Genomic DNA, 17,048 nt, shown 5'->3' on the forward strand with positions numbered 1-17,048 from the left:
TTCTATTATTTGATTAAGGGAAAGATATATTTTGATGCCTGTAAAAGAGAAGAATAAAAAAACCATCCATGTGGTGCTTCCTTGGATGGTTTATGTAAAAGTTAGCGGAAGATAGGTTCAAAGGATGTAAGAGAAGATGAATGCAACAGATTGATTAGAGCTGGCTAGTCCAATTAGTGGTTAATTCACCTATTAAATACAATGGAAAAAAAACCTCCACGCTGTTTCTCTTTCTTCTTCTTATCTTGCATATCACGCATCGTTTCTAACAAGCGAAAGTCTCGGGTTCGAATATTTTCCTCTACATTGTTTTGTCGATCTAGCAGCTCCATTAGTTCGTGATAGTATGTGGTCTGCTGCTGTCGTAACTCCTGCAGTTCTTTCATGATTGCTTTGTTAAGCTGTCGCTGTTCATCCAGTGCAACAGCTAATTGTTTTAACCCTTCGTAAACTTGTGGCTGAAAAGATGGAATGTTTGCAGTTGTATTGTCCGAAGTGGTTGCACTGTTTTCTATTAATGCTTGTTCGATAATGCTAATTGGTTCGTTTGCTTCTTTCAGATGGGCGATTAATTGAAAAAGTGCTAATGCGCTAGCTTCATATCTTGTAGTTCTTCCTTGAGTACCCTGAACAGTCGGAAGGTATGGTTTAAATTGATTTCGCCATTCTTGTACGGTTGTCCGTGGACGGCCGAGTTGTTTTGCAATCTCAGTTAAACTGTAGCTGTGTTGGAAGTTTTCAGTAGCCATATTGCACTCTCCCTTTTGTATTTTGGTCAATAATTGAAGTCGTTAAATAACAGCTTATCTAGTTTGGTTATACTTACGAATTGAGAAAACGAAACTACTGTCAATTAATTGCTGCTAAACAATAACTTCATTTAGAATAGATGTAATCCAGTTTAAATATAGAATCCCCAAGGATACATTGTTTTACAAGAATCTAATATCGCTGAAACTGTTTTATTAGTATATGTTGCAGGGAAATATGAATGGGAGACAATTTTTTTTTAAAAAATATTATCACGTTGTGTAAAATAATTGAATTGTAGATTGCTATATCCTATTCTAGCGCATTGCTGTTTAGATAGCTGTCGGATTATAAGTGCAAACATGTACAAGTTTTAGCGAATGCACGCTGATTTTGATAGATTTCGTATGGCCTGGAATTATAAATTGTAGGAAATTCGAGTTGAGTTAGAAATTTAGGTTGCTAATTGAATGGATAATCAAATGGCAAAACGAAAACGCTATAAACAAATTTAAAACTTACGAAGGGAAGGGTGCTATCATGCGAAAAGAGAATGGAAATGATGCTGGCTGGAATTTAGAGAATAGCTATTCTCGTTTACCAAATTTATTTTATACAAATCTAAATCCAACTCCTGTCCAGCTACCAGGATTAGTAATTTTTAATAAGAAGTTAGGCACTTCACTTGGACTAAACATCGAGGAGTTAATCAGTGAAACTGGTGTTGAACTGTTGGCTGGTAATCGAATTCCAAAAGGAGCTAATCCGCTTGCGCAAAGCTATGCGGGACATCAGTTTGGGCATTTTACCATGCTTGGAGATGGGAGAGCAATATTATTAGGAGAGCAGGTAACTCCTGATAAAGAACGTTTTGATATTCAGCTGAAGGGGGCGGGAAGGACTCCGTATTCTAGAGGCGGTGATGGCCGTGCTGCACTTGGACCGATGTTAAGAGAATATATCATTAGTGAGGCGATGCATGCACTTGGCATCCCTACATCTCGTAGCTTGGCAGTTGTAACCACTGGGGAATTTATAATGCGTGAAACTGAACTGCCTGGTGCGATTTTAACCCGTGTTGCCGACAGTCACCTTCGTGTCGGGACTTTTGAGTATGCTGCAAATTGGGGATCAACGGAGGAACTGCGCGCTTTAGCTGATTATGCATTAGAGCGACATTTCTCAGGTGGTGATTTTGGAGAGAATCGTTATCTATACCTGCTTCAGGAAGTAATAAGGCGTCAAGCTATTCTTGTAGCCAAATGGCAACTGGCAGGTTTTATTCATGGTGTAATGAACACCGACAATATGACGATCAGCGGTGAAACGATTGATTACGGTCCTTGTGCATTTATGGATACGTACCATCAGAAAACGGTTTTTAGCTCTATTGATATTAACGGGCGTTACGCTTATGGCAATCAGCCGCAAATAGCTGGCTGGAATCTCGCGCGATTTGCGGAAAGTTTGCTGCCATTACTGCATGAAGATGACGAACAAGCATTGGAGCTTGCACAGGAAGCTGTATCTGGTTTCTCGAATTTGTTTCGTTTTCACTGGATGAAGGGAATGCGAGCAAAATTGGGTATATTTAATGAAGAGCAAGAGGATGTAGCTCTTGTTGAAGACCTTCTTCGTATGATGCAGAAGCACCGAGCGGATTATACGAATACATTTTTGGCACTAACTTTTAATTGGCAGAAGAATTTTGAACTAGCTGATACTCCGGGATTTACGGAATGGTATCAGTCATGGCTGGAAAGATTAGATAGGCAGGAAGATTCAAAAGCTTCATCACATCAATTAATGCGGGATAGTAATCCTGCAGTAATCCCACGGAATCATCAAGTGGAAGCAGCGCTTTCTGCCGCAGTCGAAGAGGGAAATTATCATGTGTTGGAGAAGTTACTACATGTTCTAGCTGATCCTTACGCACATACGGACGAGCAATCTGAGTTTACAAGACCGCCTGTGAAAACTGAAACACCTTACCGAACCTACTGTGGTACCTGAATTTAAGTAAATGGGCCAAATATTTTTAATGAAGCATGCACACTTTCGAACTCCCTGCATATATTGATTTCGGTGTGATAAATTAATAGGAAAGGAAGAGGAACAATGGATAAAAGCTTAATCATGCAGTTGAAAAATGTGGACTCAGTTGATAGCGGATATAAAGTCATTGAAGTAAATTTATCTGACTCAACAGAAAGCCTATACGCAGTTTGTACGCCGATAAAAAAACAATAGGATAGGGTTTATTGTTAAAACCATCTCATTTGTACGTTACATACATGGGATGGTTTTTTATTGTTTTTACATTAAAAGAATATATGTGGCTGTATTTCACAGAATAGATGTCATGTGGTTTATGATACGAATAAACATTCAACAAAGTTTATCTTAAGGAAACTTTGTTGAATGGAGGAAATAAAAGAAGCCTCCTTGTGTTTATTGTAGTATAATGATTACTGAAATTTGTAAGCCTTGGTTTCGTAAAGAAAGAAGGTAATTTTTAGTTTCAGTGAAATCATGAGGAGGTAAGTGTTACATGTCTGCGGGTAATGAAAAGGATGAAAGAACAGACAGCTATGTTGAAATAATTGGGGATACTGTTTATGGGAAACATTTAATAAGTACTATTGCAATAAGTATTACGCTAAGCTTAGCAGGCTTTTTTATTGGGAAAAGTATCTTTCCGAAGATTGCTCCAGAAGAAATGGTGCAATCTTATTCATTGCTGCTTGGAATTGCAGGAAGTTTGGTAGCTTTAGTGACGAATACGTTATTATTTAAGCCAAAACGGACATTGAATGAGATGCCAAGCACGAATGACGAATTGGCGGAGGTTTATAAAAAACTACAATTTGATATAGAAGAAGAACGAGAATCTATATTGAATGATCTTGTTACGACAAAAGAAATGAAGGAACAGGGAATCTACGATATGTTTATACAAGATGGGGAGGATAAGCGAAAATGAGTGTATTGGTAATCGCTATTCTCTTAGCAATCTTGGCCGGGGTAGTATTTACATTGCTTGGTTTGATTTCGGGTTCAGATGAAACGGCAATTCTAGTTCCAACTACATTAATTGTTGTCTTGCTAGGTGCACCACCTGAAGCGGTTTTCGCATTTTTTATGTCAGCTATTTTGGCCAAGCATTTAACACACGCTATCCCAACTGCTTTAATGGGAGTTCCAGGAGACACACTTGCAGCTCCGATGCTGGAGCATGCTAACTTTATGCGGAGAATTGGACTGCCGCACATCGCGCTCAGAAAAATGATTTCAGGTGGAATTATTGGTGCTTTTATTGCACTTCCTGTTTCACTTTTATTTGCGATGTTTTTAAGTCAGTTTGGAACATTCTTCCAAGAAAATGCAGGGATTATTTTTACAGGTGCTGCTGTATTAATAGGTTATTTTTCCAAAGGACGATGGGTGAGTATTTTACTTATCTTGCCTTTAGCTTTAGTTATTCAAGGGTTAAATTTAGTTAGTACATCGATTTTGGGGAGTAGTCTATCCATTAGCTTCTTTCTCGGTATCGCAATTGGACCGATGTTGACGGATATTCTTATTGCAACATCAAATAGTGCTCGCCCGATGATTCAGCGGACGAAACCAAATGAATACAAGCTTGCCCCTGAACAGAAATCATGGTCTGGGTACTTTCCAAATCCATTTAAGGTGTTGACGAAAAAACAAACTGCTGCTGTTGGTGGCACTTCTTTTCTGTCATCGTTAACCTTTGCGCTCAGTCCTGTTGGAATGACAGCATTAATGGGGGAAATCGTCGGTTCTCGTGTCAAAGGACAATATAAGAAAACGACAACCAGCTTGTCTACGATGAATGGGGTAACAGAATCTACATACGTTGCAGAGACAATCATTCCATTAGTTGCATTTGGAATCCCGCTAAGTCCTGTCGCTATCGGTCCTGCACAAGCCTTATTTAATGCACCGCCAATTTTCACTGCGGATCCAGTAAATAATTTACATTCGATGATGGATCCAATAGACTTTTTTATTTATGGATTGATTGGCTTAGTGATTGCATCAGTGATTGCTTATCCGTTTTCAATGAATTTTGCCCGTAAAGCTACTGTTTTTGTTTTAAAGCGAATTAATCAGGAAGCAATCATTGGGATGTTTATTGGAATCGTGTGTTTACTGGCATTCTATGAAGGTGGATTGGTCGGAATTGTTGTTACGTTTGCGATGGCAATGGTTGGCGGAATGCTGAATCGTTTTCTTGGGGTCGGAGTTGGTGTTCAGTTCATGATTTTCTACGGATCAGCCTGGATTATTTCCACGGTGCTTGGATTATAGAATAGTATTTTTTCAAAAAGATGCTATATTGGATAGTAGATTTTGAAAAAGGAGAATCAATATGACGAGAAAAGTATATGACGCAAAAGGCACGGAGCCTTCAGGGCCTTATTCACATGCGGTTGATGCAGGGGAATTTATCTATTTCTCCGGTCAGACTGCAAAAAATTCACCTACAGCTAAGGATATGACTGGTGATATCGCTGCGCAAACGCAGCAGTGCTTTGAAAATTTATTTGAAGTAATGAAGGAAGCAAGTCTTACTTCAGATGATGTCGTGAAAGTAAATGTCTATTTGACAGATATGAATAACTTCGCGGAAATGAATGCTGTGTACGAAAAACAATTTGCAGCACCATATCCGGCTAGGACCTGTGTTGCGGTCTTGGCACTTCCACTCGGAGCTGAAGTGGAAATTGAAATGGTAGCAAAGCGATCTAAGTAATGAAAAAATCCAACAATGAATTTGGCAAATAAGAAGGTATAAAACCTTCCAACTTGCTTAAATGCAACAAAGACATTCGCCTATAAGCTTGGCGAATGTCTTTGTTTTCTAAGATTGTTCTCATTTATAAGCACGCATCAATATTTCTAATGCTAAAAGCTGAATTTCACAGTTAATTGACTGATGTTTACAAATAAAAAGCTGAAGTTCTCACAGCTATATGCCTCTAACATATGGTCATGCTAATTAACATCCAAGTTTTCTTTCAAAAATTGAATGACTTGGTGAAATGCATCTTTTACATTTGGATCATTCATTTCTTTGTCAAACTGATGCTTTCCATTAGGAATGGTAATGAGTTTATTTGTAATACCAGCATCTTCTAGAGCTCTGCTCATATTAACGGATTCCTCGTGGGGAACATCGTCGTCTTTATCACCATGTAATAACAATGTTGCCGGATAATCGGAATGAATATTATCAATTGGGCAATACTTTGTCAGCTCAGCTTTGGTTTGATTTCTGCCGATAACGTAATCATTCCATACACCTTGCTGTCTACAGTATAAGTATATGCCATAACGTTTTTCAATTGGAGCCTCTGACAATATGCTTGGCTGAATGAGCATTTTTGGTAATGCCTCTGGCACTTTTGCCATTTTTGTAAAATAGGGACTTGGTTTTGTGTACCAGTCACCCGTAATATTTCCGTAACCGTAGAAGGATACAATTGCTTTTGGTTTTACTTCAAATATACCTGTAAGTAAGGCAAGATATCCTCCACCAGAGCTGCCGATTACACCAATTTTATCTGGGTCAAAGTTAAACGTGTTTACCCCTTCGTCTTTTAACCACCTGAGCGCATCTTGAATATCGCTAATGATATCTGGTAACTTTGATTCCGGAGCTAGGCGGTAGTCAATGGAACAAATGTTGAAGCCAGCATTGTTATAAAGATTAATTTGTTCTTCGGAAAGTTCATCACGGCTTCCCCAAATTAGCCCACCACCATGGATATAAACAAGCAAAGGTGCGTTTGATGCTTCCGTTGAGTAAAAGTCTCCTTTGATTGCACAATTTCCGACATTTTTGTATACAAATGTTGAACCCATCTTATGAATCACTCACTTTTTTATAAGTTGCAGCTCCTGCGATTTAGCAAAAGCCTTCATTAGTTTAACGATAATTTTACTGTTCGTCTAGTGAGAAGCAATGTATCCTATTAGTGTTTTTGTACACAATAGGAGTATACTATTATGGATCTTTACTCTTGTTAACTATATACAAAAGCCGAACTATATTTTATCAAAAGTAACTAATTACATTTCAAGGGTACTCGGCTATAATAATTGTTGGTAAGTGGTATATCTGATAGGTACCATGAGGTATTTACTAATTGCGCTGTTAGGAAAAGATATTAATATTGCGTAATTGGTGATTTGGTGTGAACAAGAATAAGTTTTCAGTTTTTTAATAAAGGAACATGGGATTTAAAAGTTTGCCAATATAATAATCCACTTACGATTTAATGCAAGACATACAGAGAATCATTTCAACTGAAATGGGTTTATAAAATGTTTTAAAAGACAAAGGTGTTTATGTCTAAATATAAACCATTTGAATTTTTGATTAGAACCAATATGATGTTGGAAAGGTACCTGATATCACTTGAAGGTGTTAAGAATGCGCCGACTCGTGAAAGCGCGCACAAGCCCTTTACACGCTCTGTATGGAATTAATATAAAGAAGACTTTTCATTTGCCTAAGGATAGAGAAGTGAAACGGCTTCGAAGATGTAACAATAAATATTGGTCTGGGAGTGAGAAACATGCTTCATACTGTGATTAAGAAGAACTTATATCAGGACTCCGTTAGCCTGATGTTATTAACGAATCACTTATCCGCTATGGATGGTGTTGAGCGAATTTCAGTTATGATGGGTACACCATCAAACAAAGATATTATGAAGGGGTCAGGTTTATACACTGACGAGCTAGAAGCTGCAAGCCCGAACGATCTTTGTGTTGTTGCTGAAACAGAAAATGTTGATCGTGTTATTGAGGAGTTAGAGGATTTCTTAAATAACCAATCTGCAGCATCTGAAGCAACTGCATATTCTACAGTTCGTACATGGGAAATGGCTGGAAACAAACTGCCGAATGCTGATTTAGCTCTTATTTCAATTGCAGGTGAACACGCTGCAGCTGAAGCGAATAAAGCCCTTGACCGTGATCTGAACGTTTTCCTGTTTAGTGATAACGTTAGTATCGAAGATGAATTACAACTAAAACAAAGAGCTGCGGAAAAAGGATTAATGGTAATGGGTCCTGACTGTGGTACAGGTATCCTCAACGGTGTGCCGATTGCTTTTGCAAACGTAATTGAAAAAGGAAATATTGGTGTTGTAGGTGCTTCAGGTACTGGTATTCAAGAAGTTACAACAATCATTGGAAGAAACGGCGGCGGTGTGTCACATGCTATCGGTACTGGTGGACGTGACTTAGCATTAGAGATCGGCGCATTAACAACAATTCAAGGATTACGTGTGTTGGATGCAGATCCTGAAACAGATGTAATTGTTTATATTTCGAAGCCACCTGCACCAGAAGTGCGTGAAAAGGTTGTTGAAGTATTCAAGACTTTAAGCAAGCCTGTTGTTTCTATCTTTATGGGTGATAAGCCAAAAGAGCAACATGATAATGTACATTATGCATGGACTTTAGAAGATACAGCGCTAAAAGCTTTAGAATTAGCTCAAACAAGCAACACTTCTGCAGATAGTATCCTAGCAGATAACGAAGACTTGAAGAAAATCAAAGAAAACAAAGATCAACGCTTCATTAAAGGATACTATTGTGGTGGTACATTAGCACTTGAAGCAGCAATGATCCTTGAAGATGCATTCAATCTTGATCCAGATGCGGCACATCCTGAAGGAATGATGCTACAACATGGCGAGCATGAAGTGATTGACTTAGGTGATGACGCTTATACGCAAGGTCGCGCGCATCCAATGATCGACCCTACTTTCCGTGTGGAAAAGGTTAAAGAAGCTATTGCAAACCCTAAAACTGCAGTACTTTTATTAGATAACGTTATTGGATATGGAGCGCATGATGATATGGCTGGCGTATTCGCACCAGTTGTCGAAAAAGGTAAGAAAGAAGCTGCTGAACAAGGTAGAGCAGTTATCGCAATTGCATCTGTAACAGGTACTGCACAAGATCCTCAAGTATACCAGGATCAAGTAGATAAATTAGAAGCTGCTGGTGTTATCGTTACAGAAAGCAATGCACAAGCAACAAAACTTGCTGCTGCAATTATTGATTCTCTTGAAGGAGAAGAGGCAGCAGAAACAAAAGCAGAAAAAACAGCAGTTGCAGATCTTACAAAAGCTTCTGAGCTGATTTCAGATAAACCAAGAGTAATCAACGTTGGTCTGACTGGATTCGCTGATACCGTTCAAGAAAATGGCGGTCAAGTGGTTCAATACCAATGGGCACCTATCGCAGGTGGAGATAAGCGTTTAGCTGCAATTTTAGACAAACTAAGCAAGTTATAAGATTAGGAGGATTATCATGCAATATAAAACAATTGATGAAGCAAATCAGGCGGTTATTCAACATATTACAGCATCAGAACCATTCTTACTTGATGTCGTTCCGGCAAAAAGTGTTATCTCTGAATTAAACGGAAAGGCTCTTTTACACTCAGGACCTCCAACAGTTTGGGAAAAAATGCCTCATCCAATGCAAGGTTCTTGTATCGGTGCAGCATTATTTGAAGGATGGGCTGCAACAGAAGAAGAAGCTCAAAAAATACTTGAAAACGGAGAAGTTACATTTATTTCTGCTCACTCTGTAAGTGCTGTAGGACCAATGGGCGGAATCACTTCTGCAAATATGCCAGTTGTTGTTGTAGAAAACAAAGCAAGTGAAAAACGTGCTTACTGTAACCTAAACGAAGGTATTGGTGCGGTACTGCGTTTCGGTGCGTACAACGAAGAAGTAATCAATCGCTTAAACTGGATGAAAGATGTATTAGGACCTGCTCTTTCTAAATCATTAAAACAAATCGATGGCGGAATGAACGTTAACGTACTTGTTGCAAAAGCTATTACAATGGGTGACGAATTCCACCAAAGAAATATTGCGGCATCTGCATTATTCTTAAGACAAATCGTTCCATACTTAATCACTTCTGGTATCTCAGAAAAAGAATTACAGGAAGTTACAAAATTCCTAGCAGATAATGACCAGTTCTTCTTGAACATTATGATGGCAACTGCTAAATCTGTAATGGATACTGCTGCTACAGAAACAGAAGGAAGTATCGTTACTGCACTTGCTCGTAATGGTGACCAGTTCGGAATCAAAGTTAGTGGACTAGGTGATCAATGGTTTACTGCACCAGTTAATACTCCAGATGGTTTGTATTTCAGTGGCTACAGCTCTGAAGATGCAACTCCGGATATGGGAGATAGTGCAATCACTGAAGCTTACGGTGTTGGTGGTATGGCAATGGTTGCTGCACCAGGTGTTGTTCGCTTCGTAGGTACTGGCGGATTCAACGATGCTGTTAACACAAGTGATGAAATGCGTGAAATCTGTATCGCTAACAACAATAACTTGCAAATCCCTACTTGGGATTTCCAAGGTGCTTGTTTAGGTATCGATATCCGTAAAGTAGTTGAAACTGGAATTACTCCAGTAATCAACACTGGTATTGCTCATAAAGTAGCAGGAAACGGACAAATTGGTGCTGGTACAGTACGTGTACCACTTGGATGTTTCGAAAAAGCTTTAGAAGCACTTGCTGAAAAATACGGCGTAGAAGTTTAATTTCTTATAAATAATATAAAATGGCAACAGGATAGATGTGTGGATGGATGGTATGTACTGTATGCAGGCATACCATCCTATCCTGCCATTAATGAACGATGCCGTTATGATTTTTAGTTGGAGGGTTTATAGATGAGTAAAACAATAGTTGCTGCAATAGGTGGAAATGCAATTTTACAAGCTGGTCAAGAAGGTACGTTTGAGAACCAGATGAACAATGTTCGTACAAGTGCTAAATTTTTAGCGAAATTAATTAAAGATGGCTATAAGCTAGTTATTACACATGGTAATGGTCCACAAGTTGGAAATATCCTTCGTCAAAATGAAGTAGCTGCAGATGTCGTTCCTCAACTTCCATTAGACGCATTAAGTGGTCAATCCCAAGGTTTTATCGGTTATATGATGGTTCAATGTTTAGTAAATGAATTCCAAGCACTAGGTATTGATGCACCAGTAACTAACTTGTTAACACGTGTTGAAGTTTCACGTGATGATGCGGATTTCCAAAATCCTTCTAAACCAATTGGTGCCTTCTATTCAGAAGAAGAATCAAAACAGCTTGCAGCTGAAAAAGGCTGGAAAATGGTAGAAGATTCAGGCCGTGGCTATCGCCGTGTTGTACCTTCTCCAGAACCACTTAAAATCCATGAAGCACAAACAATTAAAACACTTGCAGAAGCGGGTAATGTAGTTGTAGCTTGTGGCGGCGGTGGAATTCCGGTTGTAACAGCAGAAAACGGAACGGTTGAGGGTGTTGAAGCAGTAATCGATAAAGATCGCAGTGGCTTTAAACTTGCTCAAGAAATGGAAGCAGATGTTTTCATGATTTTAACAGATGTTGAAAATGTTTACGTTAATTATGGAACACCGGAACAAAAAGCATTAGGTCAAATCAAAGTAGAAGAGATGGATGGCTATGTTGCTGAAGGTCAATTCAGTGCAGGAAGCATGGGACCTAAAGTTGAATCTGCATTACAATTTGCTAAAACTACTGGCACAGCTATCATCTGTTCATTAGAACAAGTTGATAAAGCAATCCGTGGTGAAAGTGGAACGATTATTTCTAAATAAGTAGGGAATAAGCATTTCATATGAATTCTAATGAAATGTCTATTCAAAAAAGAGGTTAAAAAGGAGGATAAAAAGGACCGAGGTCGGCTAAATTCGCAACGTCCTGTTGCAACGCCGACACTAGCACGTCCTGTGCGTCGAAGTTCGAGGAGGCGTGGCTTTGAGTAGCGGAACGTATGGGTTTAATACGTGAGCAGACGTTCTTGCACGCAGGAAAAGTGGTTCCCTTTTCTAAGGAACGGAAAAGCAAGCCAACGAGCTTCTACAGGATGTAGTGACTTCGACGTTCGACACAGGACGTGTCGGAAGTTAGTCGAAGATCATTTGTACCGATGTGTCATTTTTACCGGACTTTTTACCAACCTTGAAGAATCAATTCATTAAAGGAGCGATTTTAAATGGGATATCCAACAGATCTTTTATCAAGCAGAGCAGTTATTGAACCAGGGAAATACGCGGTAATTCCTCCAGAAGGAAGAGTAAACAACGTAGTACCTGGATTTGAAAATTGCACCATGACTATTTTAGGATCACCTAAATTAGGTGCAACTTTTGTTGATTATATTTTAACTTTCCATGAAGGTGGTAAAAATACAGCAGGTTTCGGTGGACAAGATAACATTGAAACATTTGTATGTGTTTTAGATGGTAAAGTAAAAGCTAAAGCCGATGATGAAGAATTTATTCTTGAATCAGGTGGCTACTTATACTGTCCTCCATCTGTAACCATGTACTTGGAGAACTTACAAGACGGAGATTCTAAACTATTTCTTTACAAACAAAAACATAAACCTTTAGAAGGTAAGAAACCTTGGGTTGTTTCTGGAAACACAAATGATTTAGAAGAGATCGATTATGATGGCATGCACAATATGCGTCTTAAAGACTTACTTCCAACGGATATTGCATTTGATATGAACTTCCATATTCTAACATTTGATCCGGCTGGTAGCCATCCATTTATTGAAACACATGTACAACAGCATGGTGCATATTTATTATCTGGTGAAGGTGTATACAACTTGGATAATAAATGGCAAACAGTTAAAAAAGAAGATTACATTTACATGGCTCCATACTGCTTGCAAGCAACATACGCAGTAGGCAGAGAACCGCTTGTTTACTTGTATTCTAAAGATTGTAATCGTGACGAAGAACTGTAAGAACGGAACACGATTTATAAGTTCAAAAGCATTACTGAAAAGGTAAAAGGCATTTTGCCTTTTACCTTTGCCTGTATATGTGCAACAATTTTTCGTGAAGGAAATTCCATAGGAAAGCTAAGGGGTGTATAAAGTGAGACTAACAAAACAGGAATTAACGGATTTAATTAAAAATAAAATTCACAAAGCAGGATTATCAGAAGAACATGCGGAACAAGTGGCAGATGTACTTGTATTTGCAGACGCAAAAGGTATCCATTCTCACGGTGCAATGCGTGTAGAATATTATGCAGAGCGAATTGCTAAAGGCGGAATTACTGCTAATCCAGACTTTAAAGTCGAAAAAACCGGACCGAGTTCAGCTGTTTTCCATGGCGATAATGGAGCTGGACATGTTGCAGCAAAGCTTGCAATGGATGAAGCAATCAGCATTGCGAAAGAGAGCGGTGTTGCTGTCGTAGGTGTTAAGAAAATGGGACATAGTGGAGCATTATCTTATTTCACAGAGTATGCTGCAAAACAAGACTTAATAGCTCTTTCTGTATGTCAATCAGATCCAATGGTTGTACCATTTGGTGGAGCTGAAGCTTATTATGGTACAAACCCAATTGCATTCGCAGTTCCAGGAAAAGATGGTAAGTTAATTAGCTTTGATATGGCAACGACTGTACAAGCATGGGGTAAAATTCTGCATGCTCGTTCTAAAAATGAAAGCATTCCTGATACATGGGCAGTTGATGAAAATGGTGAGCCAACAACAGACCCACACAAGGTACGAGCGTTATTGCCGGTTGCCGGACCAAAAGGCTATGGCCTCATGATGATGGTAGATGTACTTTCAGGCGTGTTGTTAGGTTTGCCATTCGGTAATAAAGTGTCTTCTATGTACCATGATTTAAGTGAAGGCAGAGATTTAGGGCAGTTACATATCGTGATTAATCCAGCGGTATTTACTGGCTTAGATTCATTTAAAGAAAATATTGCACAAACAATGACTGATTTGAACGGGATTAAACCTGCTCCAGGATTTGACCAAGTATTCTATCCAGGACAAAACCTTGAATTCATTCAAAAGGAATACGAAGAAAAAGGTATTGAAATTGTCGATGATATCTATGAATATTTAGCTTCTGATGTTATTCACAACAATGCATATGATAATCAAGACCCATTTGCAGAATAAATAGGCTGCTGTTTCGATTCATACTAGTTTATAGCTGTACTATTTCATACGATTGGGTGAGTTTTCAGTAGGGAAAACTTACCCTACTCGATTTTATGAGACAAATTACCTGTGGAATAGTTTTTATTTCCTTACATGTGTGGTTCATTTAAAAGTTGTTATATTTACAATAAATCATTAGGGGTGATATTTTGCGAGTAACGAGAGATGAATTGAAGAATCTAATAAAAAACAAGCTTAACAAGGCTGGTTTAACAGCAGAACATGCTGACGGTGTTGCTGACGTTTTAGTTCACGCGGATGCAAGAGGTGTTCATTCACATGGTGCGATGCGTGTTGAATATTACGCAGAGCGCATTGCCAAAGGTGGAATTAATACAAACCCTGATTTCAAGTTTGAAAAGACAGGGCCAACTACAGCTTTGTTTGATGGCGACAACGGGGCAGGGCATGTTGCAGCAAAATTGGCAATGGATGAAGCGATTGCAATGGCAAAAGAAAATGGGGTTGCTGTTGTAGGAGTAAGAAAAATAAGCCATAGTGGCGCATTATCTTACTTTGTACAGCAAGCAGCTAAGGAAAACCTTATCGGAATTTCTGTCTGCCAATCAGATCCAATGGTAGTGCCTTTTGGGGGAGCAGAACCTTACTATGGTACAAACCCAATTGCTTTTGCTGCACCAGGTGAAGACGACATCATCACATTTGATATGGCAACAACAGTACAAGCATGGGGCAAGATATTGCATGCTCGTTCTAAAAATGAAAGCATTCCAGATACATGGGCAGTAGATAAAAACGGAGAAGCAACAACAGATCCATTTAGTGTCAACGCATTGCTGCCTATTGCAGGACCAAAAGGGTATGGTTTGATGATGATGGTCGATGTACTTTCTGGAATATTATTAGGTCTTCCTTTTGGAAACAAAGTATCATCCATGTACCATGATTTAAGTGAGGGAAGAAATCTAGGGCAATTACACATCGTAATTAACCCAGAATACTTTACAAATCTAGAAACATTTAAGCAACATATTACGACAACAATGACTGATTTAAACAATATTAAACCAGCTCCAGGGTTTGAACAGGTGTCTTATCCTGGTCAACGAAGTGCACAGCGAGAAGCTGCATATATGGAAAAAGGCATTGAAATTGTTGATGATATTTATGAATATCTTGAGTCTGACGTTGTTCATAATGATTCCTATGGAAACAAGGATCCATTTGCAAAGTAAAAGATAGATTTAAAAGTCACTGCATCTATCGGAATGATAGGGAATGCGTGACTTTTTCTTTATTTATAAGGGTTTTATCTATACCGTTTTCAAAACTATGCTGACGTATTTATGTTAATTAATAACAACTCGTTGTTTACTTTGAACAATTCAGGAATCAAGTTATACAACAATAGTTAACTATTTTGTTTACTCAATATAAAGACCTGAATATTCATCTGTTATATACTTAATTCAAGCGAATCAGGTGGACGTCTTCCATCTTATTAATATATGTGAAGATACAAAACATGAGGTTACATAACATATACCTTCAGCTTTATTTGTGAAACATCCTACTAATTTGCACTATTTCTCCTTTTACTAGGGGCGTAATTATTTTCGAGTAAAATGATTACAATAAGACCTATGCTTGGACAAGTAGTGTGGATTCGTTGTTGATCGTGAAAGGAGATTTTTTTTTGGAAAGCTTGAAACGAGACCAGCTTAAAGCAGCTGGTTTCAGTGATGATGTTCTACCGTCACAAGATAAGGATAGAACATGGAATACAGGAAATTTCTTTACTGTTTGGATGGGTAGTGTGCATAATATTCCAAACTATATTGCAATAGGTGGTCTTTTTGCTATTGGATTATCTGTTGGGCAGGTTTTTTCGGCAATTATGGTGGCAGCACTTATTATAGCAGCTGTGCTCGTATTTAATGGCCATGCTGGTTCAAAATATGGTTTACCATTTGCTATGCTGATTCGTTCATCATATGGAAATAAAGGAGCCCTATTTCCCGGTGTAATCAGGGGGGTTATCGCAGCAATTATGTGGTTTGGTTTTCAAACATTTGCAGGAAGCCAGGCACTATCCATACTATTAGGCAAGCTGTGGCCAGGCTATTTAACACTAGGCGGAGACTGGAGTTTCTTCGGACTGACATTGCCAGCTCTTATTTCATTCCTTATTTTTTGGCTGTTTAATGTAGCATTAATTTATGGTGGAATGGATATCTTAGGGAAGTTTACAAATATTCTTTCCCCATTAATTTATATTGTATTTGGTGGAATGGCGATTTGGGCAATTAACTTGGCTGGTGGAATCGGACCAATTCTTTCCTATACAAATGCTGGATTTGAAGGAAATAGTATTATTGTCTTTTTAGCTGCTGTTACTGCAATAATTGCAGCCTGGGCTGCACCGATGGTTAGTGTATCTGACTTTACAAGATTAGCCAAAACGCCTAAACATCAAGCAGTCGGTCAAACTTTAGGATTAGTTGTAACTTACCTGCTTTTTGCAGTTGCAAGTATTTCGATTATTGTTGGTTCAGAAATTGCATTTGGAACACCAATTTGGAATGTACTTGATGTGGTTGCTCGTTTTGATGGAACATTTGCTATTGCTATTTCTGTATTAACACTATGTTTAACAACTTTGTCTGTTAACGTAACCGGAAATATTGTTCCTGCAGGCTACCAAATTGCATCACTTTTTCCGAAGCTCTTTACCTTTAAATCAGCTGCAACATTAGCTGCAATCCTCGGAATTCTTATTATGCCGTGGAAGCTAATGGAAAATTCTACAAGTATTTTTACATTTTTAAACATTGTTGCTGGTTTATTAGCACCAATTACTGGGGTAATGCTTGCACACTACTTCATTGTTTCAAAGAAGAAGATTGATATAAACGAGTTATACTCTAAAAATGGTAAGTATAATTATAAAAACGGGTATAATGTGAATGCGATTGTAGCTACGATTATCGGTGCTGTTCTGAGTTTGATTGGTCAGTTTGTACCGTTCTTTAAAGCCCTTTATGATATCTCGTGGTTTGTGGGAATTGTATCTGCTATTGTAATTTATATACTATTGGAGCTTTCTAAAAAAAAAGAGCAGTTTCAAGAGTTAAATAAAAAAGGCGCATAACTGTAATAAGTTGTTCAATTTGGTACGTCCATTTAATAAAGGAAGGCCTACCATATAAAAGCAGTAAAGATGTAGGCAACTATTTCTTTACTGCTAAAACAAATTG

Annotated in this window: 14 protein-coding genes; 12 read left to right on the plus strand and 2 right to left on the minus strand. The window is 38.4% G+C overall.

Annotated features, from left to right (window positions below; translation table 11 throughout):
* Positions 1-185: 185 nt before the first annotated feature.
* The gene (locus NYE61_RS19170) at positions 186-749 is read right to left on the minus strand and encodes a MerR family transcriptional regulator (RefSeq protein ID WP_118889841.1); all 564 of its coding nucleotides are present in this window, start codon (positions 747-749) and stop codon (positions 186-188) included.
* A gap of 541 nt (positions 750-1,290) precedes the next feature.
* Between NYE61_RS19170 and NYE61_RS19175 the strand changes: the two genes are divergently transcribed.
* From NYE61_RS19175 to NYE61_RS19195, 5 genes are all read left to right on the plus strand, one after another.
* Complete coding sequence (locus tag NYE61_RS19175) at positions 1,291-2,763, plus strand: YdiU family protein (protein ID WP_303447507.1); 1,473 nt, start codon at positions 1,291-1,293, stop codon at positions 2,761-2,763.
* A 105-nt stretch (positions 2,764-2,868) separates the two neighbouring features.
* Entirely contained in the window at positions 2,869-3,000 is a 132-nt protein-coding gene (locus tag NYE61_RS19180; RefSeq protein ID WP_262366397.1) for a hypothetical protein, read from the plus strand.
* Between the two features lie 301 nt (positions 3,001-3,301).
* Entirely contained in the window at positions 3,302-3,733 is a 432-nt protein-coding gene (locus tag NYE61_RS19185) for a hypothetical protein (protein WP_118889839.1), read from the plus strand.
* Positions 3,730-5,085: a tripartite tricarboxylate transporter permease gene (locus tag NYE61_RS19190; RefSeq protein WP_095313212.1), complete on the plus strand. Its 1,356-nt coding sequence runs from the start codon at positions 3,730-3,732 to the stop codon at positions 5,083-5,085. Before NYE61_RS19185 ends, NYE61_RS19190 begins: the two co-directional genes overlap by 4 nt.
* Positions 5,086-5,146: 61 nt before the next feature.
* Positions 5,147-5,530: a Rid family detoxifying hydrolase gene (locus NYE61_RS19195; RefSeq protein WP_095313210.1), complete on the plus strand. Its 384-nt coding sequence runs from the start codon at positions 5,147-5,149 to the stop codon at positions 5,528-5,530.
* 242 nt (positions 5,531-5,772) lie between these two features.
* Here the strand turns inward: NYE61_RS19195 and NYE61_RS19200 are convergent, their stop codons facing one another.
* The gene (locus NYE61_RS19200) at positions 5,773-6,642 is read right to left on the minus strand and encodes an alpha/beta hydrolase (RefSeq protein ID WP_095313208.1); all 870 of its coding nucleotides are present in this window, start codon (positions 6,640-6,642) and stop codon (positions 5,773-5,775) included.
* A gap of 716 nt (positions 6,643-7,358) precedes the next feature.
* Between NYE61_RS19200 and fdrA the strand changes: the two genes are divergently transcribed.
* The 7 genes from fdrA (at position 7,359) to ncs1 (ending at position 16,942) form a co-directional block, all read left to right on the plus strand.
* Complete coding sequence (gene fdrA / locus NYE61_RS19205; protein WP_303447509.1) at positions 7,359-9,092, plus strand: acyl-CoA synthetase FdrA; 1,734 nt, start codon at positions 7,359-7,361, stop codon at positions 9,090-9,092.
* Between the two features lie 16 nt (positions 9,093-9,108).
* Positions 9,109-10,371 (plus strand): DUF1116 domain-containing protein, encoded by a 1,263-nt coding sequence (locus NYE61_RS19210; protein ID WP_303447510.1) that lies wholly within the window; start codon positions 9,109-9,111, stop codon positions 10,369-10,371.
* Positions 10,372-10,503: 132 nt separating this feature from the next.
* Positions 10,504-11,442 (plus strand): carbamate kinase, encoded by a 939-nt coding sequence (gene arcC, locus NYE61_RS19215; protein ID WP_303447511.1) that lies wholly within the window; start codon positions 10,504-10,506, stop codon positions 11,440-11,442.
* A 398-nt stretch (positions 11,443-11,840) separates the two neighbouring features.
* On the plus strand, positions 11,841-12,605 hold the full coding sequence (gene allE, locus NYE61_RS19220; protein WP_118889833.1) for a (S)-ureidoglycine aminohydrolase: 765 nt from the start codon (positions 11,841-11,843) through the stop codon (positions 12,603-12,605).
* Positions 12,606-12,738: 133 nt separating this feature from the next.
* Complete coding sequence (allD, locus tag NYE61_RS19225) at positions 12,739-13,788, plus strand: ureidoglycolate dehydrogenase (RefSeq protein WP_303447512.1); 1,050 nt, start codon at positions 12,739-12,741, stop codon at positions 13,786-13,788.
* Between the two features lie 191 nt (positions 13,789-13,979).
* Positions 13,980-15,026: an ureidoglycolate dehydrogenase gene (gene allD / locus NYE61_RS19230; RefSeq protein ID WP_095313197.1), complete on the plus strand. Its 1,047-nt coding sequence runs from the start codon at positions 13,980-13,982 to the stop codon at positions 15,024-15,026.
* 461 nt (positions 15,027-15,487) lie between these two features.
* Positions 15,488-16,942, plus strand: coding sequence for an NCS1 family nucleobase:cation symporter (gene ncs1, locus NYE61_RS19235; protein ID WP_303447513.1), 1,455 nt, complete (start codon positions 15,488-15,490; stop codon positions 16,940-16,942).
* Positions 16,943-17,048 lie beyond the last annotated feature (106 nt).

Origin of the sequence: Oceanobacillus sp. FSL W7-1304 (genome assembly GCF_037969805.1) — a bacterium.
Classification (GTDB): Bacteria; Bacillota; Bacilli; order Bacillales; family Amphibacillaceae; genus Oceanobacillus; species Oceanobacillus profundus.

Bases quoted from the DNA above. Each gene is read 5' to 3' on its own strand.
- arcC (WP_303447511.1), top strand. From the start codon at position 10,504: ATGAGTAAAACAATAGTTGCTGCAATAGGTGGAAATGCAATTTTACAA.
- NYE61_RS19200 (WP_095313208.1), bottom strand. From the start codon at position 6,642: ATGGGTTCAACATTTGTATACAAAAATGTCGGAAATTGTGCAATCAAA.
- NYE61_RS19175 (WP_303447507.1), top strand. From the start codon at position 1,291: ATGCGAAAAGAGAATGGAAATGATGCTGGCTGGAATTTAGAGAATAGC.
- NYE61_RS19195 (WP_095313210.1), top strand. From the start codon at position 5,147: ATGACGAGAAAAGTATATGACGCAAAAGGCACGGAGCCTTCAGGGCCT.
- NYE61_RS19180 (WP_262366397.1), top strand. From the start codon at position 2,869: ATGGATAAAAGCTTAATCATGCAGTTGAAAAATGTGGACTCAGTTGAT.
- NYE61_RS19170 (WP_118889841.1), bottom strand. From the start codon at position 749: ATGGCTACTGAAAACTTCCAACACAGCTACAGTTTAACTGAGATTGCA.
- fdrA (WP_303447509.1), top strand. From the start codon at position 7,359: ATGCTTCATACTGTGATTAAGAAGAACTTATATCAGGACTCCGTTAGC.
- allE (WP_118889833.1), top strand. From the start codon at position 11,841: ATGGGATATCCAACAGATCTTTTATCAAGCAGAGCAGTTATTGAACCA.
- NYE61_RS19190 (WP_095313212.1), top strand. From the start codon at position 3,730: ATGAGTGTATTGGTAATCGCTATTCTCTTAGCAATCTTGGCCGGGGTA.
- NYE61_RS19185 (WP_118889839.1), top strand. From the start codon at position 3,302: ATGTCTGCGGGTAATGAAAAGGATGAAAGAACAGACAGCTATGTTGAA.
- NYE61_RS19210 (WP_303447510.1), top strand. From the start codon at position 9,109: ATGCAATATAAAACAATTGATGAAGCAAATCAGGCGGTTATTCAACAT.